This window comes from Ottowia massiliensis (assembly GCF_900240305.1).
GTDB classification, from domain to species: domain Bacteria; phylum Pseudomonadota; class Gammaproteobacteria; order Burkholderiales; family Burkholderiaceae_C; genus Ottowia; species Ottowia massiliensis.
This window is the reverse complement of record NZ_LT964854.1, coordinates 1,092,069-1,114,034: the sequence shown is the minus strand read 5'-3', so window position 1 is coordinate 1,114,034 and position 21,966 is coordinate 1,092,069. Positions and strand designations below refer to the sequence as shown.

Here is a 21,966-nt window from a genome sequence, read left to right as displayed (position 1 = left end):
GCCTGGCTGCCCAGAAGAAGCTGGCTTACACCACGGCGCCAGCGTTCGGGTCGTCGGGATCGTGCTCTTTGCGGGACTTGACCAGGTCTTCGCGCTTGACGCCCAGCCACATGGCGATGGCCGCCGCCACGAATACCGATGAATAGATGCCAAAACAGATGCCGATGGTCAGTGCCAGCGCGAAGTTGTGCAGCGTCTCGCCGCCAAACAGCAGCATCGACAGCACCATGGCTTGCGTGGACGCGTGCGTGATGATGGTGCGGCTGATGGTGGATGTGATGGCGTGGTCGATGATCTGGTGCGCGTTCATCTTGCGCTGGCGGCGGAAGGTTTCGCGGATGCGGTCAAAGATCACCACCGATTCGTTCACCGAATAGCCCAGCACGGCCAGCACCGCCGCCAGCACGGCCAGCGAAAACTCCCACTGGAAGAAGGCGAAAAAGCCCAGGATGATCACCATGTCGTGCAGGTTGGCGATGATGCCGGCCACGGCGTACTTCCATTCAAAGCGCACCGACAGATAGATGACGATGCCCAGAATGACGAAGCCCAGCGCCTTCAGCCCGCCCGTCAGCAACTCGTTGCCCACTTGCGGGCCGACGAATTCCGTGCGGCGCAGCTCCACGCCGGGGTCGTCGGCCTTGAGCGCCTCCATCACCTTTGCGCTCTGTTCGGCGGGCTTCACGTCCTTGTGCACGGGCACGCGGATGATCACGTCCCGCGACGAGCCGAAGTTCTGCACCTGCACTTCGCCATAGCCCAGCTTGGCGATGGCTTCGCGCGCCTTTTCCAGATCGGCGGCCTGCTGGTAGCTCACCTCCATGACGGTGCCGCCCGTGAATTCCACCGACAAGTGCAGCCCTTTGTGCACCAGAAAGAACACCGCCAGAATGAAGGTGATCAGGGAAACGGCGTTCAGCACCAGCGCGTGGCGCATGAACGGGATGTCACGATGGATGCGGAAAAATTCCATGATTCAGCTCCCTTTCATTGCCCGCTGGTTTCGCGGGGCGCGAGCGCGCCGGCGGCGCCTGCCGTTTCAGGCCGCCAGACGGTGCCGATGGACACTGTTTTCAGCCGCTTGCGCCGCCCGTACCAGAGATTGACCAGCCCGCGCGAGAAGAAAACGCCGGAGAACATCGAAGTCAGAATGCCGATGCAGTGCACCACGGCAAAGCCCCGCACCGGGCCGGAGCCAAAGGCCAGCAGCGCCAGGCCGGCGATGAGCGAAGTCACGTTGGAGTCCAGGATGGTGGCCCAGGCATGCTGATAGCCCGCGCTGATGGCCGCCTGCGGCGATGAGCCGTTGCGCAACTCTTCGCGAATGCGCTCGTTGATCAGCACATTGGCGTCAATGGCCATGCCCAGCGCCAGCGCCATGGCCGCCATGCCCGGCAGCGTGAGCGTGGCTTGCAGCATGGAAAGAATGGCCACCAGCAGCAGCAGGTTGAACGCCAGCGCGATGCTCGAAAACACGCCGAACATCATGTAGTACAGGCTCATGAACACCACAATGACGGCAAAGCCCCACATCACGCTCTTGAAGCCTTTGGCGATGTTTTCCTTGCCCAGGCTGGGACCGATGGTGCGCTCTTCCACGATTTCCATCGGCGCGGCCAGCGAACCGGCGCGCAGCAGCAGCGCCAGGTCATTGGCTTCGTTCACCGACATGGAGCCGGAGATGCGGAAGCGGTTGCCCAGCTCGCCCTCGATCACGGGCGCCGTCAGCACCTCTCCCTTGCCCTTTTCGAACAGGACGATGGCCATGCGCTTTTTCAGATTGCGGCGGCTGGTGTCGCGCATGATCTGGCCGCCCTTGGCGTCCACCACCAGGTCCACGGAAGGGCGCTGGTTTTCGTCAAAGCCGGGCTGGGCGTTGTCCAGGCTGTCGCCCGTGAGGATGACTTCCCGCTTGACGATGACGGGATGCCCCTCGCGCGTCATGAACCGCTCGGAGCCGAACGGCACCGGCCCCGTGCCGCCCTCCGCCGCGCGGCCTTCGGCGCTTTCGTCCACCAGGCGCATCTCCAGCGTGGCCGTGCGGCCCAGAATGTCCTTGGCCTTGGCCGTGTCCTGCACGCCAGGCAGCTGCACCACCACGCGGTCAGCGCCCTGCTGCTGAATCACCGGCTCGGCCACGCCCAGCTCGTTCACGCGGTTGTGCAGCGTGGTGATGTTCTGCTTGATGGCCTGCTCCTGCACCTCATGCAGCGCCGCAGGCTTGAAGGTCACGGTCAGGCGGGAGCCATCCGGCGCGGCCGCCACATCCATTTGAGGCTGGTTCTGCGCGATCTGGCGGCGCGCGGCATCCAGCATGTTGGCATCGCGCATGCGCACTTCAATGGCGTCGCCCGAGCGGCTCACGCCGCCGTGGCGGATGTCTTTCTGGCGCAGCAGCATGCGAATGTCGCTGGCCGTGGTGTCCAGCCGCTTGGTGATGGCCGCGCGCATGTCTACCTGGAGCATGAAATGCACGCCGCCGCGCAAATCCAGCCCCAGATACATGGGCTTGGCGTGCAGCGCCGTCAGCCAGTCAGGCGAGCGGGAGACCAGATTGAGCGCCACGATGTAGGCGCCTTCTTCCTTGCCAGCGGCCAGGGCGCGTGCAATCACGTCCTTGGCCTTGATCTGCGTGTCTTCGGTATCAAAGCGCGCGCGCACCGACTGGCCGTCAAACACCACGCTGTCAGCGGTAATGCCCGCTTCCTGCAAAGCCTTCTCCACCTGCTCCAGCGTCTGGCCATCCACCTTGACGGTCATCTTGCCTGCGGACACCTGCACCGCAGGCGCTTCGCCATACAGGTTGGGCAAGGTGTAGATCACGCTGATGAGCAGCGACACGGCAATCAGCGCGTATTTCCAGAGCGGGTAGCGGTTCATGCGAATAGTCTTTTGATGCACAAAAGCCCGCAGACAGGCGCTGCGGGCGAAGAAAACAAGGGCGGCCAAGCCGATTCCGGCGGCTCGCCGCGCCAGGCGGCCTACTTCAGCGACCCTTTGGGCAGCACCTGCACCACGGCGTGGCGCTGCACCTGCACCTGCACGCCATCGGCCACCTCCAGCGTCAGGTGGCTGTCGCCCAGCTGAACAATGCGCCCCAGCAGCCCGCCAGCCGTGGCCACCTCATCGCCTTTGGCCAGCGCGTCCAGCATGGCGCGCACTTCTTTTTGCTTTTTCATCTGCGGGCGGATCATGATGAAGTACAGCACCACCAGCATCACCACCGGCAGCAGCAGGCCCGAAAAAGGCGATGCCGCCGCCGCATTGGCGCCCGCTTCGGCGGCCGGGGCGGTTTGCGCGAAGGCGCTTGAGATGAACATGAGCCAGGCTCCAGAAAATGATGGGTGAATAAGCAGAGGCGAGAGCAGCAGCCATGCCGGCCCTGCGCGAAATCGCGTATTGTATGTGCCGCCCTGCTCCAGCCAGCCCTCTGGCGGCTCTGGCAGACCGGCTGGCCGCCCTGCCTTCGCCCCGCGTTTTCATCCATGCCCATTTCCCTCAAAGCGCGCGCCCTGCGCCTGCTGTCGCAACGGGAACACTCCCGCGCCGAACTGGAGCGCAAGCTGTCTTGCCATGAGGAGCAAGCGGGCGAACTGGCCCGGATGCTGAATGAACTGGCGGCCCAGGGCCTCATCAGCGAAGAGCGCGTGGCCGAATCCGTCATGCGCCGCCGCGCCCCGCGCCTGGGCGCGGCCCGCGTGCTACAGGAAATGCGCGCCAAGGGCCTGAGCACCGAAGCGCTGGCCGAAGCTGCCGGGCAGCTGCGCGCCACCGAGCTGGAGCGCGCCCGCGCCGTCTGGCAGAAAAAGTTTGGCGCCCCTGCCGCCGATGCCGCCGCCCGCGCCAGGCAAGCCCGCTTTCTGGCAGCCCGTGGCTTCGCCGCCGACGTGGTGCGCCGCGTGCTGAACGCTTGGCCTGACGCGGACGAAAGCTCCAGTGACTTCAGCGAATGAAGCGCGCAAGTTCAGGCGCGCAAAACCAGCCGCCGCGTCCGATGTCCACAGGCCGCCCGCTTGCCGAGCAGCATGAAGACGCACGGGAAACGGCCGGCAGATGCCTCTGAACAGATTCCAGACTCTCACGCGAGCAGCGCCAGCGCGGCCACGGGCGCGGTTTCGGCGCGCAGCACGCGCGCGCCGAGGCTGACAGGGGTGAAGCCTGCCGCCAGCGCCTGAGCTTCTTCTGCGGCGCTCAGGCCGCCTTCGGGGCCGGAAAGAAGGGTGACGGTTTGCGCGGCGGGCAGGCCGGCGCATGCAGCGCGCAAAGAAGCGGCGCCGGGCTTCAGGGAGAGGACAAAACGCGCGCCGTCCCCGGCTTCGGCCTGGCCTGCAAGGCCCTCCGCCAGGGGGCGGGGCGGATGAATGAGGGGCAGGCGGTTGCGGCCGCTTTGCTCGCAGGCGGCCACGGCCACGGCTTGCCAGTGCGCGTGCTTTTTGGCGGCATGCGGGCCGCTCAGGCGCAGGGCGCAGTGCTGGGTGAGCAGGGGGGTGAGGCTGGCAGCGCCCAGTTCGGTGGCTTTTTCCACCAGCCAGTCCATGCGCTCGCTGGCCATGAGGCCCGCCAGCAGATGCACGCGGCGGGCCGCTTCGCGCTCAATGGCGGCATGAGCGCCTATGCGCGCCTGCACGCTGCTGCGGCCCATGCGGATGATGGTGGCGCGGCATTCGCCGCCTTCGCCATTGAACAGGGTCAGCGCGTCGCCCGGCTGCAAGCGCAGAACCTGGGCGTGGCGCGCCGCGCCGTGCGGCAGATCCAGCTCGCCGCCTTCAGGCAGGGCTTGCGGCACATACAAACGCGGCGCGGCGGCCTGCGGTTTGCGGACAGGAGACAAATTAGCTCCGCTATTCATAGCAAGAGGTCCTAGTGGAACCTGCGCAGAATGGCATTCTTACCCCCTTGAATTTGCTCCTGTTTTTGGGTGCGATTGGGAGCTGTCTCAAGCTCAAGCCAGCGCCGCGCTCATGCGCCGGGCGCGCTTGGCGGCGCGCTTTGCCAGCCAGCTTTGCATCAGGCCAGCTTGGCGCGCAGTAATTCATTGACTTGCTGCGGGTTGGCTTTGCCCTTGCTGGCTTTCATGACCTGGCCGACCAGGGCGTTGAAAGCTTTGTCTTTGCCGGCGCGGTATTGCTCCACGTTGGCGGGGTTGGCGGCAATGACTTCGTCGATGATTTTTTCCAGTGCGCCGGTGTCGTTCATTTGCTTGAGGCCCTTGGCTTCAATGACGGCATCTGCGTCGCTGGCTTCGCCGCGCCAGAGGGCGTCGAACACTTGTCTGGCGGCGTTGTGGCTGATCGTGCCGTCTTGAATGCGCTGGATGATTTGCGCCAGTTGCTGCGCCGTGACCTGGGCCGATTCGATGCCGATTTCTTCGGCATTCAGGCGTTTGGAGATTTCGCCCATGACCCAGTTGCTGGCGAGTTTGGGCTGCCCGCTTTTTTGCGCGGCTTGCTCAAAATAGGCCGCCATTTGAGGCGATTGCGTCAGCGTGGCGGCGTCATATTCAGGCAAACCATATTCGGCCACGAATCGCTCGGCCATTTTGCGCGGCAATTCGGGCATTTGCGCGCGGGTTTGCTCTATCCACTCAGTAGAAATACATAAAGGCGGCAAATCGGGGTCGGGGAAATAGCGGTAATCGGCGCTGTCTTCCTTGGTGCGCATGGCGCGGGTTTCGCCCGTGTCGGGGTCAAACAGCACGGTGGCTTGCTGGATGGCGTGGCCGTCTTCCAGTTGCTCGATTTGCCAGCGGATTTCAAAATCAATCGCTTGCTGCATGAAGCGGAAGCTGTTGAGGTTTTTGATTTCGCGCCGCGTGCCCAGGGGCTGGCCGGGTTTGCACACGCTCACGTTGGCGTCGCAGCGGAAGCTGCCTTCTTGCATGTTGCCGTCGCAAATGCCGATCCAGGTGACGATTTTGTGCAGCTCTTTGGCGTAGGCCACGGCTTCTTCGGTGCTGCGGATATCGGGTTCCGTGACGATTTCCAGCAGCGGCGTGCCCGCGCGGTTCAGGTCAATGCCGCTCATGCCCTGAAAGGCGTCATGCAGCGATTTGCCGGCGTCTTCTTCCAAATGCGCGCGCACCAGGCGCACGGTTTTGCGCACGTTTTTTTTGTCGCCATCCAGAAAAAAGGAAACTTCGCCGCCTTGCACCACCGGAATTTCAAATTGGCTGATTTGATAGCCCTTGGGCAAATCGGGGTAGAAATAATTCTTGCGGGCAAAAACGCTGCGCGGCGCAATATGCGAACCCAGCGCCAGCCCCAGTTTGATGGCGCAGGCCACCGCTTCGCGGTTCATCACCGGCAGCGTGCCGGGCAGGGCCATGTCCACCACGCTGGCTTGCGTGTTGGGCGCGGCGCCAAAAGCCGTGGATGCGCGGCTGAATATCTTGCTTTTGGTTTGCAGCTGGGCGTGCGTTTCAAAGCCGATGACGACTTCGTAGCCCTGGATGAGTTGGGTGGTTTGCGTCATTTTGGTCATTCCCCTCAAAACCCGCCCGGGCGCTGCGTGTGCCAATCGGTTGCCAGCTGGAACTGGTGCGCGGCGGCCAGCAGGCGGCTTTCCTGCAAATAGTTGCCGATGAGTTGCAGGCCGACGGGCAGGCGGTTTTCGTCAAAGCCTGCGGGCAGGCTCATGCCGGGCAGGCCGGCGAGGCTGGCGGGGAGGGTGTAGATGTCGGCCAGGTAGTCGGCCAACGGGTCCTGGTGCGCGCCCGCCGCCCAGGCCGTGGTCGGGGCCACGGGGCCGGCGATGAGGTCGCACTGCTTGAAGGCCTGCTGGAAGTCGTCGGCAATCAGGCGGCGGATTTTCTGGGCTTGCAGGTAATAGGCGTCGTAGTAGCCGTGCGAGAGCACGTAGGCGCCGATCATGATGCGGCGCTTGACTTCAGGGCCGAAGCCTTCGGCGCGGGTGCGCTTGTACATGTCTTCCAGGTCGGCATAGTCTTTGGCGCGGTGGCCGAATTTCACGCCGTCATAGCGGCTGAGGTTGCTGCTGGCTTCGGCCGGGGCAATGATGTAGTAGACGGGAATGGCCAGCTCGGTGCGCGGCAGCGAGACGGGCACGAGGGCGGCACCTTGCCGCTCGAATTCCTTGAGTGCGGCGTTGAGCGCCTGGCGCACGCCATCGGCCAGGCCGTCGCCGAAAAACTCTTTCGGAATGCCGATGCGCAGGCCCTTGAGCGGCGCACCCAGCGATTGGGTGAAGTCTTCGGCGGGCATGTCCAGCGAGGTGGAGTCGTGCTCCACGTCGGGGCCGCACATGTGGGTGAGCAGCAGGGCGCAGTCTTCGGCGGTGCGGGCCATGGGGCCGGCCTGGTCAAGGCTGGAGGCAAAGGCGATCATCCCGTAGCGGCTGGCGCGGCCATAGGTGGGCTTGATGCCGGTGATGCCGCAAAAGCTGGCGGGCTGACGGATGGAGCCGCCCGTGTCGGTGCCAGTGGCCGCCGGGGCCAGGCCCGCCGCCACGGCGGCGGCGCTGCCGCCGGAAGAGCCGCCCGGCACGCGCTGCGCGTTCCACGGGTTGAGCGCGGGCTGGTAGGCGCTGTTGCGGTTGGCGGAGCCCATGGCGAATTCGTCGCAGTTGAGCTTGCCCAGGCACACGGCGCCAGCGTCTTTCAGGCGGCTGACCACGGTGGCGTCAAAGGGCGAGCGGTAGCCTTCGAGCATCTTTGAGGCGGCGGTGGTGGGCCAGTCGCGGGTAACGAAGATGTCTTTGTGCGCGATGGGCACGCCCGCCAGCGCGGGGGCCTGGCCACGGGCCAGCAGGGCATCGGCCGCGCGGGCCTGGGCCAGCGTGGCCTCTTCGTCCACGCTGAGGAACGCGCCCAGCGCCTCATGCTGGCGCATGCGGGCCAGAAAGTGGCGGGCGGCTTCTTCGGCGGAAAACTCTTTCTGGCGCAGGCCGGCGGCCAGGCCGGCCACGGTGCGCAGGTGCAGATCGGGCTGGCTCATTCGATCACCTTGGGCACGAGAAACAGGCCGTCTTCCACGGCGGGGGCGCTGCGCTGGTTTTCCTCGCGGCTGCCGCAGGGCTGGACTTCATCAGGGCGCAAGCGAAGCTGCACGTCCTGCACGGCGGCCAGCGGGTGGGCCAGGGGTTCCACGCCCGTGGCGTCCACGGCGCGCATGGCTTCGACAATGCCGAAAAAGCCGTTGAGCTGGCCCATCAGGCGCTCGGCTTCGTCTGGCTGCACTTGCAAACGCGCCAAATGGGCGATGCGCTCAATATCCTGCAAATCAAGTGACATGAAAGGGAGAAATACCGCGTGTAAATGTGTGTGAAATGGCCCGCCAGGCGTTGTCTGCGCCCAGTTGCTGCCTAGGGGATGAAGTATTATCCGCCGCTACCCGCAACGCGCCTGAAAAGGCGCTTTTTTGCACCCATCTCCCCCCTTTTCACCAGAATTTTCTGCGGCCGCGCCTGCCGGCCAGGCGTGGCCGCGCCAAGGAAAGCATTTGCATGTTCGGTTTGTTCCGCCGGTATCTCTCCACCGACCTGGCCATTGACTTGGGCACGGCCAACACCCTCATCGTGGTGCGCGGCAAAGGCATCGTGCTCGACGAGCCTTCCGTGGTCGCCATCCGCCACGAAAGCGGCCCGCAGGGCAAAAAAACCATTCAGGCCGTGGGCCACGAAGCCAAGGCCATGCTGGGCAAGGTGCCCGGCAACATCGAAGCCATCCGCCCCATGAAAGACGGCGTCATCGCCGATTTCACCGTCACCGAGCAAATGCTCAAGCAGTTCATCAAGATGGTGCATGCGCGCGGCTGGTTCAGCAATCCGCGCATCATCATCTGCGTGCCCTGCGGCTCCACGCAAGTGGAGCGCCGCGCCATCCGTGAATCGGCGCTGGGCGCGGGCGCCTCGGAGGTTTACCTGATTGAAGAGCCGATGGCCGCCGCCATTGGCGCGGGTCTGCCCGTGAGCGAAGCCAGCGGCTCCATGGTGGTGGACATCGGCGGCGGCACCACCGAGGTGGGCGTCATTTCCCTGGGCGGCATGGTCTACAAAGGCAGCGCCCGCGTGGGCGGCGACCGTTTTGACGAATCCATCGTCAATTACATCCGCCGCAACTACGGCATGCTCATTGGCGACCCCACCGCCGAACTCATCAAGAAGGAGATTGGCAGCGCCTTTCCCGGCAGCGAGCTGCGGGAGATGGAAGTCAAGGGCCGCAACCTCTCCGAAGGCGTGCCGCGCAGCTTCACCATCAGCAGCAATGAAGTGCTGGAGGCGCTGTCCGAGCCGATCAACAGCATCGTCTCCGAAGTCAAGCGCGCGCTGGAAGAAACCCCGCCCGAGCTGGGCGCCGACATTGCCGAGCGCGGCATGATGCTCACTGGCGGCGGCGCGCTGCTGCGCGATCTGGACCGCCTGCTGGCCGAGGAAACCGGCCTGCCCGTGCTGGTGGCCGAAGACCCCCTGACCTGCGTGGTGCGCGGCTGCGGCATGGCGCTGGAAAACATGGACAAGCAAGGCGGCATCTTCGCCAACGAGTGAGCGCCTGTTTCAGGCCAGCCAGGCGGCGGACGCGCCTTTCAAAAGGCCCGCGCTTGCACGGAGATAATGCTTTTCGCGCGGGCTGACTGGCCCGTGAGCGCCTCAATGAAAGGCCGCAGCTTCGCTCTCGAATCCGTAGCAGTATCTCCAGATTACACTAGGACGCCACGGTTTTTTGCCCCTCTGAATCTGCTCCTTTTTTCTGATGCAGAACAGCCCGCCCGCTCCAGCCGCCCACTGCCGCCAGCCGCTGCCGCCAGCCCGCTTCGTCCATGCCGTTTGAACCTTACGACCACTCGCCTCCGCCGTTCTTCCGGCGCGGCCCGTCGGTTGTTTCCCGGCTTCTCATCTGCGTGGCGCTGGCGCTGGCGCTGATGGTGGCCGATGCCCGGTTCGACCTCATGCAGCCGCTGCGCGCCGCCATTGCCGCCGTGCTCTACCCCGCGCAATGGCTGGCCTTGCAGCCCGTGCAATGGGCGCGCAACGGCTACGGCTACCTGACCGAGCTGAAAACCGCGCAGAAAACCGAAGAAGCCGCCCGCGCCCGCCTGGCCGAACAATCACGCCGCGCCGGGCAAGTCGAGCAGCTCCTGCTGGAAAACGAACGCCTGCGCCAGCTGCTGGCCCTGCGCGAACGCACCAGCACGCCCGCCACCGCCGCGCAAGTGCTCTATGACGCAACCGACCCCTACACCCGCCGCGTCATCATCGACAAAGGCAGCGCCCAGGGCATTCAGCCCGGCTCGCCCGTCATGGACGAATCGGGCGTGCTCGGCCAGGTCACGCGCGTCTATCCCTTCGTGAGCGAAATCACCCTGCTCATCGACCGCGACCAGGCCATTCCCGTCATCAACACCCGCTCTGGCGTGCGCAGCGTGGCCTATGGCGACCCCGCCCCGCGCAGCGGCCTGATGGAGCTGCGCTACACCTTCGCCACCGAAGACATGCGCGAGGGCGATTTGCTCACCACCAGCGGCATCGACGGCATCTACCCGCCCGGCCTGCCCGTGGCCCGCGTGCTGGCCGTTGACCGCCAGGGCGAAGCCACCTTCATGCGCGTGCAATGCGCGCCCGTGGCGGCCCTGCACGGCGTCACCCACGTCATGGTCTTGCAGCCCGTGCGCTTTGAGCAGCCCGCCCCAGATGCCAGCGGCGCGCCAGCCGGGAGAACTTCATGATCATGCGCACAGGCCAGCCGCTGCTGCTGCCCGTCTCGCCCGCCTTCATCTGGATCACGCTGGGGCTGGCCTTTCTCGTCAATCTGCTGCCGCTGGGGCGGCTGGTGTGGATGCCCGACGTGCTGGCCGTCGTTCTCGTGTTCTGGAACGTGCACCAGCCGCGCCACGTGGGCCTGGCCGCCGCCTTCGTCTTCGGCCTGTGCCTGGACGTGCACCAGGCCGCCTTGCTCGGCCAGCATGCGCTGGCGTATTCGGCGCTGAGTTTTGCCGCCATCGCCTTGCAGCGCCGCATTCTGTGGCTGCCCGTGCTGGCCCAGGCGCTGCAACTGCTGCCGCTGTTCGCCCTTTCCTACGCGCTCATCACCCTCGTGCGGCTGATCGCCGGCGGCGTCGCCCCCGGCTGGCTCACCCTGCTGGCCCCGCTGCTTGAAGCCGCCCTGTGGCCCGTGCTCACCTGGCTGCTGCTGGCTCCCCAGCGCCGCGCGCCCAACCCGGACGCCGACCGCCCCCTTTGAGAGGCCGTTCACAGTCTGCCCGCAGGTGCGGAAAGTGTGAATCAGAACCTATAGCGGCAAAAAGCGCAGCACGCGCGCGCCGTCTTCGGGGTCGGTCAGCACGCGCAGGCGCACTTCAAACACCTGCTCCAGCAAATCGGCTTGCAGCACGTCGTCGGGCGCGCCTTCGCACACCAGGCGGCCTTGCTGCATCACGGCCAGCCAGTCGCAGTGGCGGGCCTGGTTGAGGTCGTGAATGGCCATGACTTTGGTGCCGGGCAGGCGGTGAATGAGCTGGCCGAGCGCGAGCTGGTGGTGGATGTCCAGGTGGTTGCCCGGTTCATCCAGCAGCAGCACGCTGGTTTGCTGGGCCAGGGCGCGGGCGATGTGCACGCGCTGGCGCTCGCCGCCGGAGAGGGTGTTCCACACGCGGCCCTTTTTTTCGGCCATGCCTACGTCGGCCAGGGCTTGTTCGACGATGGCGTCGTCGCGCGCCGACCAGGTTTGCAGCGCTGACAGCCAGGGTGTGCGGCCCAGCTCCACGGCGTCTTGCACGGTGATGGCGTCTTGCGTGTCGGCCATTTGCGAGACGAGGGCGAGCTGGTGCGCAATCTGGCGGCGCGTGAGGCGCTGCATGGGCTGGCCGCCCAGCAGCACTTCGCCCGATTGCGGCTGCGTCACGCCTGCCAGCAGGCGCATGAGGCTGGATTTGCCGGAGCCATTGGGGCCGATCAGCCCCACCGTCGTGCCTGCGCGCACGGTGAGCGAGACGCCGCGCACGATGGGCGCGCCGCCGCGCGTGGCGCCCCAGACCAGATCGCGCCCTTGCAGGGCGGGCAGGGCCGTGCCGGTTGGCGAACTGGCCTGCGGGCTGGTTTGCAGATGGGTTTGCAGATGGGTTTGCGTGCTCATGAGCGGCCTCCCTGGCGCTGGCGCAGCAGCATCAGCGCGAATATGGGCGCGCCCACCAGCGAGGTGATGACGCCAATGGGCAGCACTTGCCCGGCTATGAGGATGCGCGAGACCACATCCGCCGCCACCAGAAACACCGCGCCCAGCAGCGCGCTGGCTGGCAGCAGGCGGCTGTGGCGCACGCCCACCAGCAGCCGCGCCACGTGCGGTATGACCAGCCCCACAAAGCCGATGGCTCCGGCCACCGACACCATGACGGCCGTGACCAGCGCCGCCGTGAGCAGCAGCACGATTTGCACGCGCCGCACGGGCACGCCCAGCGCGGCGGCCGATTCGGTGCCGAAGATGAAGGCGTCCAGTGCGCGCGCAAACCACAGGCACGCCAGCACGCCTGCCACGGCCACCGTGAGCGTGAGCCACACGCTGGGCCAGCGCGCGCCCGAGAGGCTGCCCAGCAGCCAGAACATGATGCCGCGCGCCTGCTCGGCGCTGCCCGATTTGGTGATGATGAGCGAGGTGAGCGCGTTGAAAAGCTGCGATCCGGCGATGCCCGCCAGCACGATTTGCCCGCTGTTGTGCAGCCCGCCGCCGCCGGCGGCGTGCGCCAGCAGCGCCACCAGCGTGAAGGCCAGCACTGCGCCGCCAAAGGCGCCTGCCGTCATGGAAATGGCGCCCGCGCCCAGCCCCGCCACGGTCACCAGCACCGCGCCGGTGGAAGCGCCCGCCGAAATGCCCAGCAAATACGGATCGGCCAGCGCGTTGCGCAGCAGCGATTGCAGGATGACGCCCGACAGCGCCAGCCCCGTGCCGCAGCACATGGCGACGATGGCGCGCGTGAGGCGGTAGTTCCACACGATGCCCTGGTCAATCGGATCGACCGCGTAGCCAGCGCCGAAAAGCTGGTTGGCCAGCACCTGCCGCACCATCTCCAGCGGAATGCGCGTTTCGCCAATGGCCGTGCCCAGCAGCAGCGTGACGGCCAGCACGGCCGCCGCGCCCAGCGTCAGCAAGGCGATGCGCAGCCACGTCCGGGCGGTTGAATGAGTTGTCATGAGAGGAAAAGACGGAGAGGGTCGCAGGAAAACGGCCGCGCAGGCCCCGCGCCAGGCAAGCGCGGAAAACCGGAAAAAAGCCCCGCCAGGCGGGGCCTTCATGCGGCGCGTTACTTCTTGAGCTTGAGCACCGCGTCGGCAATCTGGTCCATGCCGCTGGCCATGCGGATGGAGCCTTGCAGCGCGTCGGCGTCCACGATCACGATGCGATCGTTCTTGACGGCGTCCATTTCCTTGGCGACCGGATCGGTTTTGAGAAATTCGAGCTTTTTCTCGTAGTCATCGGCCAGAAAGCGGCGGCGGTTCATGCGGGCGATGACGATGACCGAAGGATTGGCCTTGGCAATGGTTTCCCAGCCCACGGTGGGCCACTCTTCATCCGACTGCACGATGTTGCGCAGCCCCAGCGTGTTCAGCATGTAGCCGGCCACGCCCTTGCGGCCCGCCACGTAGGGGTCCACGGTCAAATCGGCGCTGGAAAACCACAGCACGGCCGAGAGGTCTTTCAGCTGCGCGTTTTTCACCTTGGCGACGGCCTTGGCCTCACGCTCTTTCAGCTCTTTGACCAGCGCCTCGCCCTTGGGCTGCACGCCAAAAATGGCGGCCAGCTGCGTGATGCTCTTGTAGAGCGTGTCCACATGGAAAGCCGTCTTGCGCGTGCCGTCGGCGCCGGTTTCGTTGTCCTTGCCTTCGCAGTCGGTGGGCATGGCATAGACGGGGATATTGATTTCCTTGAACTGCTCGCGCGTGCCGACCACGCCGTTTTTGCCCACCATCCACTCGAACTGCGAAACCACCAGGCCGGGGCGCTTGTTGATGACCGATTCAAAGCTCGGAATGTCATCGGCCAGGCGCGGCGCCTTGGCATTGATGCTTTCGAACTGCGGCTGCACCGGGTTGAACCACAGCGCCGTGCCCACGACCTTGTCGCCCACGCCCAGCGCGTAGAGCATTTCAGTGCCCGCCTGGCCAATGGTGACGGCAGACTTGGGCGCTTGCTCGAATTGCAGCGTCACGCCGCAGTTGTCAATCTTCACGGGATGGCTGGCCGCCTGCGCGGCCTGGCTGGCGGCCAGACCTGCGGCCAGCAAGGCGGCAGCGGCAACGAAGCGAGAGGTTTTCATGGGGAGGTTCCTTCCAAAAAGCCGCTAGTGAACGCCCGCCGTACAGCAGGCTGCGCATCCGCTGGCAGCAAACACAAAAAAAGCCCCGGCAAGCGCCAGAGCGGGCGCGATTGTAGGCAGCCATCAGGAATGACTTTCATCTGCCGCCGGCCCCGGCGGCGGAGACAATGCGCGCCGCCGCTCCCTGGCCCCTCGTCTTCACACTGTTTTTTCGCATGAACGCCTACATCGCCACCTGCCGCGACTGGCCGCAGGGCAACGCCGGGCTGCAAGCGCTGGCCGCCGCCTTGCGCGCCACGCTCGCGCCCTGGCAGGACATCCGCCCCGCCGCCCTGGCCGCCCAGCCTTCTCCTGCCGCCGTGCTGCCTCTGGCCGCATGGGACTACAGCGAAACCCCGGACGCTTTTCGCGACTGGCTGCACGCCTTGCAAGCCGCAGGCGCGCGCGTGTTCAACCCGCCCGCGCTGCAACTGTGGAACATGGACAAGCGCTACCTGTGCGAGCTGGCCGCGCGCGGCCTGCCCGTCACCCCCAGCCTGGCGCTGCTGCCGCAGCACGCGCCCGATTGGGCGCGGCGCGTGGCCGAATGCGGCTGGCCGCGCCCGGTCGTCAAGCCGCTCATTGGCCAAAGCGGGCGCGGCGTGCGCCGCCTGGCTGAAGGCGAAGCGCCTGCGCTGGCCAGCTACCCGCAAGGCGCGCTGCTGCAACCTTTCGTGCAGGCCAGCTTCGGCGAGGTCTGCCTCATTTACCTGGCCGGGCGCTACTCGCACGCCGCGCGCCGCCGCCTCGCGCCCGGCGAGTGGCGCGCCAACTCCGCCTATGGGGCGCAAATCGAGTCCGTCACGCCCCGCCCGGAATGGCTGGCCTGCGCCGAAGCCGCCTTGCGCTGCCTGCCCGAGCCGCCGCTTTACGCCCGCGTGGACGGCCTCATCAGCGAAGGCGGCAGCGGCGAAAGCGGCTTTTCCATCAACGAAGTCGAACTCATCGAACCCGCGCTCTACCCCCAGCTGCGCCCCGCCTTCGCGCGCGAGCTGGCCGCCGCGCTGGCAAGCAGACTGGCATCCTGAAAACCGGAAGAAAACATGCCCTCCCCTGACCTTCAACAAGCCCAGCGGCGCATCGACGAAATCCAGTCCCTCTACCGCCAGTGGCTGCGCCTGCTGCCCGCGCTGCAAGCCGCCCAGCGGCAATGGCGGCAAGCCAGCGGCCTCATGCGCCAGCTGGAAGACTTTTACGAGCAGGAATACGGCCCCCTGAACCAGGCCATTTCGGCGGGCCTGCCCGTTGATTTGCGCACCGAAGGCGAATACAGCGTGATGAGCGAAGACGCGCTCTACGACGCCTTCGGCGAGCGCCAGAACCTGGCCTGGGCCTGGATGCGGCTGGCCATGAAAGACCTGGACCGCTGGGGCGAAAGCGAAGAACAAGACGCCCAGGACGCCCAGGACGCGGCCCCGCCCGAAGGCTGACTCTGGCCGCCCCCGCGCCGCCTATTTCTCCAGCGGCAGCGCCGCCTGCTCCAGCGCCTGCATGAACGACTTGGCCAGCAAGCCGCCATGCGTCAAACCGGCAAAGGCGGCGTAATCGGCGCGCAAGCCATGCCCGGCCAGGCGCTGGGCCAGCTGCGCCGCCGCTTCAGGCGGCACGGCGCGGGTCATTTCCTCGCGGCGCGCCAGCATGGCGGCCTGCTGCGCGTTGGCGGGCCGCTTGTCATCGGCGCGCCCGCTTTTCTGAATCAGCATCCACCGGCCGCTGAAGGCGGAGCGCTCAAGCCGCTCCAGCGCCTGCTGCGTGTATTGCAGCATCAGGCCCTTTTGCCACCACAGCGAAGGATCGGCGGCGATATAGCGCGTGAACGCCTGCGGCTGATTCAGCAGGGTGTAAAGCACGAACAGCCCGCCATATGAATGCCCCCACAGCGTCTGCCGGCGCGCATCGGTGCGCGCCAGCTGCTCCACGCGCGGCCTGACCTGGCGCTCGATGAAGCGCAAAAACGCCGCCGCGCCGCCATTGACGCGCTCCTTTGCCACCGGATCGGGCAGGGGCTGGCCTTGCGGACCGGGCGGGGTGTAGTCCCAGGCGCGGGCGGCGGTGTCAAAACGCCGCTCGGTCGGATAGCCGATCAGCACCAGCAGCGGCAGCTGCTCCAGCGGCGGCCGCAGGCGGGCGGCGGGCAGAAATTCAAGCAGCGCATTGCCATCCAGCGCATAAAGCGCGGCAAAGCCGCCTTCAGGCGGCGCGGCCTTCGGAACGGCCACAAACACGCGGTGCGGGCGGCCGTCTTCGTCATTCAAATCAAAACGGTGAAAAGCGTAGCCCTCATGCTCGCTGGTGAGCACGCTGGTGTCGGCCAGGCGGCTGATTTCGCTATTGACCGGCGGCTCGGGCGGCGCGGCAAAAACGGCCGTGGCCGCCAGCAGAAAAAGAGCGGGCAAGAATTTCAGCATTTTCCGGTTCCGGCAGGCAAATGAAGCGGGCGATTGCAGGCCGGAAGAATAATGCGTTTTGCATTCGGCGGATTTCATGTCTGCACAATGGATAAGGCGATTTTCGGCATGATTTGCCTGCCGGAAATCGATGTGTGAAACCGGCGGGCCATCATTGCGTTGCATCCTATTTTGATAATCTGGTTTTCAAATGGCGCTCAACCGCCAGACCGCACGCCATTCGGCAAGGCGCAGGGCATCAAAAAGAAGAGCAGATTTTCCATCCCATAAACAGCCTTGGCGCGCAACCCTCCTGCGCTGGCAGCTGTCAAAGCAGGAGCAAAAAAATGACGGCGCAAGCTTGAATTCGCCGCGCCGTATTTTTCCTTTCTTTCACGGCGCGCACCGTCTGGCCCGTATGAGTGAAAACCCATTTCCAGCCGCGCCAGGCGCAATGCCTGCCCGCCTGCGAATCATGGGCCGCCGCGCAGTCTGAAAATCCGTTTCAACAGCATGCCACTCGCCTTCTGCCATGCCGCTGGCAGGCGTTATCCGCAAATGAAAAATGGCGGATGGGCCATTTTCCGTTGCGCCGCCAGCGGGGCAAGGCCGATGCCGGTTTTTTCATGCATGAGCGGCAAGCCGCAACCTGCCCGCTGGCGCCATGCCGAACCGGGAGGGAAAGCAGAGTAGAAAGGATGATTTCGCTCCTTGATTCATAGCATGATGTCCTAGTGGAACGTGCGCAACGCCAGTTTTCAGGTCTCTGAATTTGCTCCTTTTTTTGGGGCATCAGCTTCGCTCGGCCATCGGGCTGGCAAAGCCTGGTGAAACCACCTGGCGCTGTTCGGGCCGCTTGGCCATGGCTTTGGAAAGCGACAGGTGCAGCACGAACGTGATGATGAGCGCCGCCAGCCCTGACGGAAAGTCAAACGGCAGCGGCAGCTTGTACTGGAACGCCACGCCCGCCACGGCTCCGGCGCTGAATGAGAGGATGGCGGGCCAGCGCACGGGCGGCATGTCGTTGGGGTTGGCCGTGGCGTATTCGGCGCGGCGCACGAAGTAAAAGTCCGCCAGGATGGGGCCGGCCAGCGGCACGAAGGCCGCGCCCAAAATGGTGATGAAGTGCCCGAAAAGATGGCTGTAAAAGCCCAGCGCCCCCAGCACGGAGCCAAGAGCGCCCACGATGATGACGATGCGCCCGCGCGGCCAGCGCGCGCCCAGCGATTCGGCGCTAGGCCCCACATACAGCGCGTTGCAGTACAGCTCGGACATATTGGTCGTCCACAGCGCCAGCACCCACAGCGCCACGCCCAGCACGGTGAGGATGACGCCCTTTTGCACCATCCAGGCGATGAAGTCCGAATTGCCCGTGGCCACCGCCCCCAGGTAGCCCACCACATTGAGCAGCGGATTGGTGAGCACGAAGCAGGCCGCCGCGCCCACCAGCACATGCGCGGCGTTTTTCGCGTAGCGGAAGATGTCCACGCCCATGATCACGCCCGCAATCCACGCGCCAATCAGCACCGTGACGGCCGTGCCGGGCGTCATGCCCGAGCGCGTGGCCGCCTGCCGCAGCACCGCGCCCATGCCGCCGGCCTCGCCCACCATCATCACGGCCACCACCACGGCCACCACCAGCACGAAGGGCGTGGCCGCCGACGAAATCTTCTCGATCGCGGCAATGCCCCGCCAGGCCGAGTAGGTGAACACCGCGCCCCACAGCAGGCACAGCAGCACGTATTCGAGCGACAGGCCATTGACCACCGTCACGCCCGTCACATCGCCCAGCGCCGCCTTGAAAATGTCGCCCACCATGCCGGTGATGGAAGCGAACCAGCCCAGCGTCAGGCAGGCCATGATGAGCATGGGCAGCACCATGCCCTTGCGCCCGTAGGAAATGCGCGAAATCAGCGAAAGATTCAGCCCCGTGCGCATGGCCGCGTAACCCAGCAGAAAAGTCAGCGCCAGCAGCAGCCCCTCGCCCGTGGCAATGGCCAGCAGCGCCTGGCCAAACGGCATGCCTGGCTGGCCGCCCTGGCCCGCCAGCTGCCCGCCCACGATCAGCCCCGTGGGCACATAGCCAAAGCCCACCCAGATGGCGAACATGGCCCACCAAGAGCGGCGCGCGCCGCGCGGCACCGGCTCCAGCATGAACTCCTCATTGCCTTGCGGCTCCTGGCGGCCGCCGGCTGCGGGCAGATCAGACACTTTTTCACTCCTTGCGAAATGGCGTTGCAAAGCACGGCATCTTGCGCCCGAAATGGACTCTTGTAACTTGTGGGTATTCACAATGTGATTGGCGTTTCTCCGCTTCCTAGAATCCGGCTGTTTCCACCCACAGAGAAAGGCCCATGCCATGCCCAGCCCGGAACAAATCGCCAAAAACCACTGGTATCGCAACGACGACCTGCCCGGCGTCAGCGGCCCCGAGCGCGAAATCATTGGCTACGGCGAGCGCCCGCCCCGCATCCGCTGGGACGGGGGCGCCAAAGTCGCCATCAACATCGTCGTCAATTACGAAGAAGGCTCCGAAAAAACCTTCGCCATGGGCGACCGCATGAATGACGGCATGTACGAGCTGCCCTTCAACGTGGACGACCAGCGCGACCTCGCCAAGGAATCCATGTACGAATACGGCTCGCGCGCCGGCGTGTGGCGGCTGCTGCGCATCTTCGACCGCTGCCAGGTGCCCGCCACCTTCTTTGCCGCCGCCGTGGCGCTGGAGCGCAACCCCGAAGTCGCCCGCAAGCTCAACGAACGCGGCGACGAAGTCGTCGGCCACGGCTACCGCTGGATTGACCACTACGAATACTCGCGCGAAGAAGAAAAAGCCCTCATCAACCTGGCGATGGACTCGTTCCAGAAAACCCTGGGCCGCCAGCCCAGCGGCTGGTACTGCCGGGAAATGTCCGTCAACACCCGCGAGCTGCTCGTGGAAGACGGGCGCTTTCTCTACGACTCCGACTACTACGGCGACGACCTGCCGCACTGGACCTTCATCAACGGCAAATCCCACCTCATCGTGCCCTACTCGCTGGTCACCAACGACTGCCGCTACATCATGGGCACCGGCTTTGCCGCCGCCTCCGACTTCGTGGAAATGGCCTCGCGCACGCTTGACCAGCTGCTCGACGACGGCGACGACTGCGGCCGCATGATGTCCATCGGCCTGCACCCGCGCATCACCGGCAACCCCGCCCGCGCCAACGGCCTGGCCGAATTCATCCGCTACGCGCAGTCCAAGAAAGACGCCGTCTTCATGCGCCGCGACGCCATCGCCCGCAAATTCATCGAACAAGTGCCCCGCCCCGCCACCCCGGCCGACCGGCCCAACCGCTGAGCCGCCCCCGCCACCAAAGCCTGCCCTCTCCCGGCAGGCTTTTTTTGTGCCTGTCACGGCCGTCAGCGCAACAGGCGGCGGAAAGAGAAACGTCAATTTGCTTCTGAATCCATAGCGTGATGTCCTAGTGGAAAGAGCGCAAACGCTGTTTTCTACCCCTTTAATTTGCTTCTTTTTCTGAAGCGAATACCGCCGCGCAGGCGCTGGCGCCGCCTGGCGGCGGGCCGCGCTGCGCCACAATCGCCCCCGGCCGCCGCCTTGCTCCCATGCGCCATCGCATGCGAAAAGGGCGGCGGCCAGCTTGACAGGTGCCCCAAGGCTGCTTTCTTGCGGTCAAAGGGTTAAACGGGAAGCAGGTGCGCGTCTTCAGGCCATGCCGCAACGGCATGCGCCCGGGCCGCAAAGCCTGCGCTGCCCCCGCAACGGTCAGCGGAAACCAAACCCCGACAGCCAGCGCGCCCCTCGCGCGCGGCAGCCACTGCGCTTCTTGCCCTGAGCTATTCAGGGCTGGCGCGGGAAGGCCGGGGCCTCGCAGCAAGCCAGGCGCGCTTTCGCCAGAAGCCGCGCGCCGCCTGCGGCGGTCCGCAAGCCCGGATACCGGCCTGCCCTCAAGCCTTTCCGTCGGCGGCTGCGGGCGTGCGGCTGGCCGGCCAAGGCCCATGCACCTGCCATGCCGCAAGGCGCGCGCCGTTTGCCGCGCCGCCGTCCCGCATGACTTTCGCGCTGCCCGGCCCTGACCGCGCTTTTGCTCCCGCCTGCGCTGCCTTTTGGCAACCCACGCCGCTCGCGGGAGAAGCGGGCGGCCAGGAGATCAGCGCATGTTCCACGCTTTACCCCCGGCCTTTGTGGCGCAGTCCGCCCGTGGCCTCATCCACAGTCATTCCCGCCGCCATTTCCATCGCCGTTCGCGCTGGCTTTTCAACGCTTTCGCGCTCCTCGCGCTGGCCTGCGCCGCGCACGCGCCCGCGCCCGCCTGGGCCAAAACATGGGAGGTGAAGATGCTCAACCGCAACGCCACCGGCCCCATGCCCTTCGAGCCGGACTATCTGCACATCGCCCCTGGCGACAAGGTGAAATTTCTCGCTGTTCACAACGGTCACAACGCTGCCTCCATTCCCGGCATGGCTCCCGAAGGCGCGCCGTCCTTCACGGGCAAGATCAACGAGGAAATCGAGGTGGCCTTCGAGCAGCCGGGCCTCTACGGCGTGCGCTGCATGCCGCACTACACCATGGGCATGGTCATGCTCATCCGCGTGGGCGACGGCCCCGGCCCGCAGCAAATGCAGATTCCGCCCGAAGTGCCCGCCGCCGCGCAAAAGCGCTTCCACGAAATTGCCGCCCGCGCCCAGCAGGCTGGCAAGTGAGCCGCGCGCGGGTGAAGAAGAGCAGCAGGCGGCAGTGAAAAAGGGGGGCACGGAAATGGCCGGAAGGCCAGCACCGTATTTGCTCCCAAATCCATAGCTTGAGGTCACGATGGAGACTGCGCCATGCGGTATTTTTGCCCCTCTGAATTTGCTCCTGTTTTTGCGCTGAAAGTTCCGCCCCGCCTTTCAGCCGCCCACGCTGGCTGCGGCTTGGGAAAAGGGTTGAGGCCCAAGGCGGGGCGGCCGCTTTATCCGGCCTGCGGCAGCAGGCGGCGCAGGCGGGCCACTTCTTCCATCAGGTCGGCGGCAAGCGCTGCCAGCTGGGGGTCGGCGTCAAAGGCGCGCTCCAGGTGGGCGATGCGGCGCGCGCGGGTGAGGGCGGCGCTGGCAAAGCGCCAGGTGGCAGCGCTGTCGCCGCTCACCGGCTCCAGCACGCCGGCCTGCACGCGGGCGCTGACCCATTCGAGCGTCATCTGGCAGCCGCCGGCCAGGGTTTGCGGGTCGAGCGCGTCATCGGTCATCAACTGGGCGGCGCTGGCAAGGGTGTCGTCAAAAAGGGTTTGCATGCGTGT

General features: G+C 65.7%; 22 protein-coding genes and 1 riboswitch. Of the genes, 8 read left to right on the top strand and 14 right to left on the bottom strand.

All coding sequences use genetic code 11. From position 1 onward, the window contains the following. Window positions 1-25: 25 nt before the first annotated feature. From secF to yajC, 3 genes are all read right to left on the bottom strand, one after another. On the bottom strand, window positions 26-973 hold the full coding sequence (gene secF / locus C1720_RS05055) for a protein translocase subunit SecF (RefSeq protein WP_050715291.1): 948 nt from the start codon (window positions 971-973) through the stop codon (window positions 26-28). Between the two features lie 14 nt (window positions 974-987). Next, on the bottom strand, window positions 988-2,880 hold the full coding sequence (secD, locus tag C1720_RS05050) for a protein translocase subunit SecD (RefSeq protein WP_050715292.1): 1,893 nt from the start codon (window positions 2,878-2,880) through the stop codon (window positions 988-990). Between the two features lie 101 nt (window positions 2,881-2,981). Next, window positions 2,982-3,320, bottom strand: a complete 339-nt coding sequence (gene yajC / locus C1720_RS05045; protein ID WP_050715293.1) for a preprotein translocase subunit YajC — start codon at window positions 3,318-3,320, stop codon at window positions 2,982-2,984. A 165-nt stretch (window positions 3,321-3,485) separates the two neighbouring features. Here yajC and recX point away from each other — a divergent pair, with 165 nt between their 5' ends. After that, on the top strand, window positions 3,486-3,953 hold the full coding sequence (gene recX, locus C1720_RS05040) for a recombination regulator RecX (RefSeq protein ID WP_102283444.1): 468 nt from the start codon (window positions 3,486-3,488) through the stop codon (window positions 3,951-3,953). Window positions 3,954-4,078: 125 nt separating this feature from the next. Here recX and C1720_RS05035 read toward each other — a convergent pair whose 3' ends face one another. From C1720_RS05035 to gatC, 4 genes are all read right to left on the bottom strand, one after another. Then, window positions 4,079-4,831: a 16S rRNA (uracil(1498)-N(3))-methyltransferase gene (locus C1720_RS05035; protein ID WP_428982711.1), complete on the bottom strand. Its 753-nt coding sequence runs from the start codon at window positions 4,829-4,831 to the stop codon at window positions 4,079-4,081. Between the two features lie 176 nt (window positions 4,832-5,007). After that, the gene (gatB, locus tag C1720_RS05030; RefSeq protein ID WP_102284515.1) at window positions 5,008-6,471 is read right to left on the bottom strand and encodes an Asp-tRNA(Asn)/Glu-tRNA(Gln) amidotransferase subunit GatB; all 1,464 of its coding nucleotides are present in this window, start codon (window positions 6,469-6,471) and stop codon (window positions 5,008-5,010) included. A gap of 14 nt (window positions 6,472-6,485) precedes the next feature. Then, complete coding sequence (gene gatA / locus C1720_RS05025) at window positions 6,486-7,952, bottom strand: Asp-tRNA(Asn)/Glu-tRNA(Gln) amidotransferase subunit GatA (protein WP_102283442.1); 1,467 nt, start codon at window positions 7,950-7,952, stop codon at window positions 6,486-6,488. Further along, entirely contained in the window at window positions 7,949-8,248 is a 300-nt protein-coding gene (gatC, locus tag C1720_RS05020) for an Asp-tRNA(Asn)/Glu-tRNA(Gln) amidotransferase subunit GatC (protein ID WP_050715297.1), read from the bottom strand. The genes gatA and gatC overlap by 4 nt, the downstream gene beginning before the upstream one ends. Window positions 8,249-8,460: 212 nt before the next feature. Between gatC and C1720_RS05015 the strand changes: the two genes are divergently transcribed. From C1720_RS05015 to mreD, 3 genes are all read left to right on the top strand, one after another. Continuing rightward, window positions 8,461-9,501, top strand: a complete 1,041-nt coding sequence (locus C1720_RS05015; RefSeq protein WP_050715298.1) for a rod shape-determining protein — start codon at window positions 8,461-8,463, stop codon at window positions 9,499-9,501. A gap of 272 nt (window positions 9,502-9,773) precedes the next feature. Continuing rightward, entirely contained in the window at window positions 9,774-10,679 is a 906-nt protein-coding gene (mreC, locus tag C1720_RS05010; RefSeq protein ID WP_050715299.1) for a rod shape-determining protein MreC, read from the top strand. Continuing rightward, on the top strand, window positions 10,676-11,194 hold the full coding sequence (mreD, locus tag C1720_RS05005; RefSeq protein WP_050715300.1) for a rod shape-determining protein MreD: 519 nt from the start codon (window positions 10,676-10,678) through the stop codon (window positions 11,192-11,194). Before mreC ends, mreD begins: the two co-directional genes overlap by 4 nt. 48 nt (window positions 11,195-11,242) lie before the next feature. Here the strand turns inward: mreD and C1720_RS05000 are convergent, their stop codons facing one another. The 3 genes from C1720_RS05000 to C1720_RS04990 all read right to left on the bottom strand — a co-directional run bounded on the left by C1720_RS05000 (window position 11,243) and on the right by C1720_RS04990 (window position 14,261). Beyond that, on the bottom strand, window positions 11,243-12,085 hold the full coding sequence (locus C1720_RS05000; RefSeq protein WP_102283441.1) for an ABC transporter ATP-binding protein: 843 nt from the start codon (window positions 12,083-12,085) through the stop codon (window positions 11,243-11,245). Beyond that, the gene (locus C1720_RS04995; protein ID WP_050715301.1) at window positions 12,082-13,137 is read right to left on the bottom strand and encodes a FecCD family ABC transporter permease; all 1,056 of its coding nucleotides are present in this window, start codon (window positions 13,135-13,137) and stop codon (window positions 12,082-12,084) included. The genes C1720_RS05000 and C1720_RS04995 overlap by 4 nt, the downstream gene beginning before the upstream one ends. Window positions 13,138-13,247: 110 nt before the next feature. Continuing rightward, window positions 13,248-14,261 carry an ABC transporter substrate-binding protein gene (locus C1720_RS04990; RefSeq protein ID WP_102283440.1) on the bottom strand — a complete coding sequence of 338 codons (1,014 nt, stop codon included), beginning with the start codon at window positions 14,259-14,261 and terminating at the stop codon, window positions 13,248-13,250. 215 nt (window positions 14,262-14,476) lie between these two features. Here C1720_RS04990 and C1720_RS04985 point away from each other — a divergent pair, with 215 nt between their 5' ends. Beyond that, window positions 14,477-15,328 (top strand): ATP-grasp domain-containing protein, encoded by an 852-nt coding sequence (locus C1720_RS04985; protein ID WP_146006870.1) that lies wholly within the window; start codon window positions 14,477-14,479, stop codon window positions 15,326-15,328. 15 nt (window positions 15,329-15,343) lie between these two features. Continuing rightward, window positions 15,344-15,730: a DUF4298 domain-containing protein gene (locus tag C1720_RS04980; protein WP_102283438.1), complete on the top strand. Its 387-nt coding sequence runs from the start codon at window positions 15,344-15,346 to the stop codon at window positions 15,728-15,730. 21 nt (window positions 15,731-15,751) lie between these two features. Here C1720_RS04980 and C1720_RS04975 read toward each other — a convergent pair whose 3' ends face one another. The 3 genes from C1720_RS04975 to C1720_RS04970 all read right to left on the bottom strand — a co-directional run bounded on the left by C1720_RS04975 (window position 15,752) and on the right by C1720_RS04970 (window position 18,898). Further along, window positions 15,752-16,708 carry an alpha/beta hydrolase gene (locus tag C1720_RS04975; RefSeq protein WP_102284514.1) on the bottom strand — a complete coding sequence of 319 codons (957 nt, stop codon included), beginning with the start codon at window positions 16,706-16,708 and terminating at the stop codon, window positions 15,752-15,754. A gap of 197 nt (window positions 16,709-16,905) precedes the next feature. Continuing rightward, the gene (locus C1720_RS12825) at window positions 16,906-17,121 is read right to left on the bottom strand and encodes a hypothetical protein (protein WP_146006869.1); all 216 of its coding nucleotides are present in this window, start codon (window positions 17,119-17,121) and stop codon (window positions 16,906-16,908) included. A gap of 358 nt (window positions 17,122-17,479) precedes the next feature. Beyond that, on the bottom strand, window positions 17,480-18,898 hold the full coding sequence (locus C1720_RS04970) for a purine-cytosine permease family protein (protein ID WP_158241637.1): 1,419 nt from the start codon (window positions 18,896-18,898) through the stop codon (window positions 17,480-17,482). A 148-nt stretch (window positions 18,899-19,046) separates the two neighbouring features. Between C1720_RS04970 and C1720_RS04965 the strand changes: the two genes are divergently transcribed. Both C1720_RS04965 and C1720_RS04960 read left to right on the top strand, forming a co-directional pair. Continuing rightward, on the top strand, window positions 19,047-20,030 hold the full coding sequence (locus C1720_RS04965; RefSeq protein ID WP_102284513.1) for a polysaccharide deacetylase family protein: 984 nt from the start codon (window positions 19,047-19,049) through the stop codon (window positions 20,028-20,030). 303 nt (window positions 20,031-20,333) lie between these two features. Beyond that, window positions 20,334-20,650, top strand: a riboswitch (cobalamin riboswitch). 198 nt (window positions 20,651-20,848) lie between these two features. After that, the gene (locus C1720_RS04960; protein WP_102283436.1) at window positions 20,849-21,394 is read left to right on the top strand and encodes a pseudoazurin; all 546 of its coding nucleotides are present in this window, start codon (window positions 20,849-20,851) and stop codon (window positions 21,392-21,394) included. Window positions 21,395-21,642: 248 nt separating this feature from the next. On the opposite strand, the gene C1720_RS04955 is transcribed toward C1720_RS04960, so the two are convergent. Further along, window positions 21,643-21,960, bottom strand: a complete 318-nt coding sequence (locus C1720_RS04955) for a chaperone modulator CbpM (protein ID WP_102283435.1) — start codon at window positions 21,958-21,960, stop codon at window positions 21,643-21,645. Window positions 21,961-21,966 lie beyond the last annotated feature (6 nt).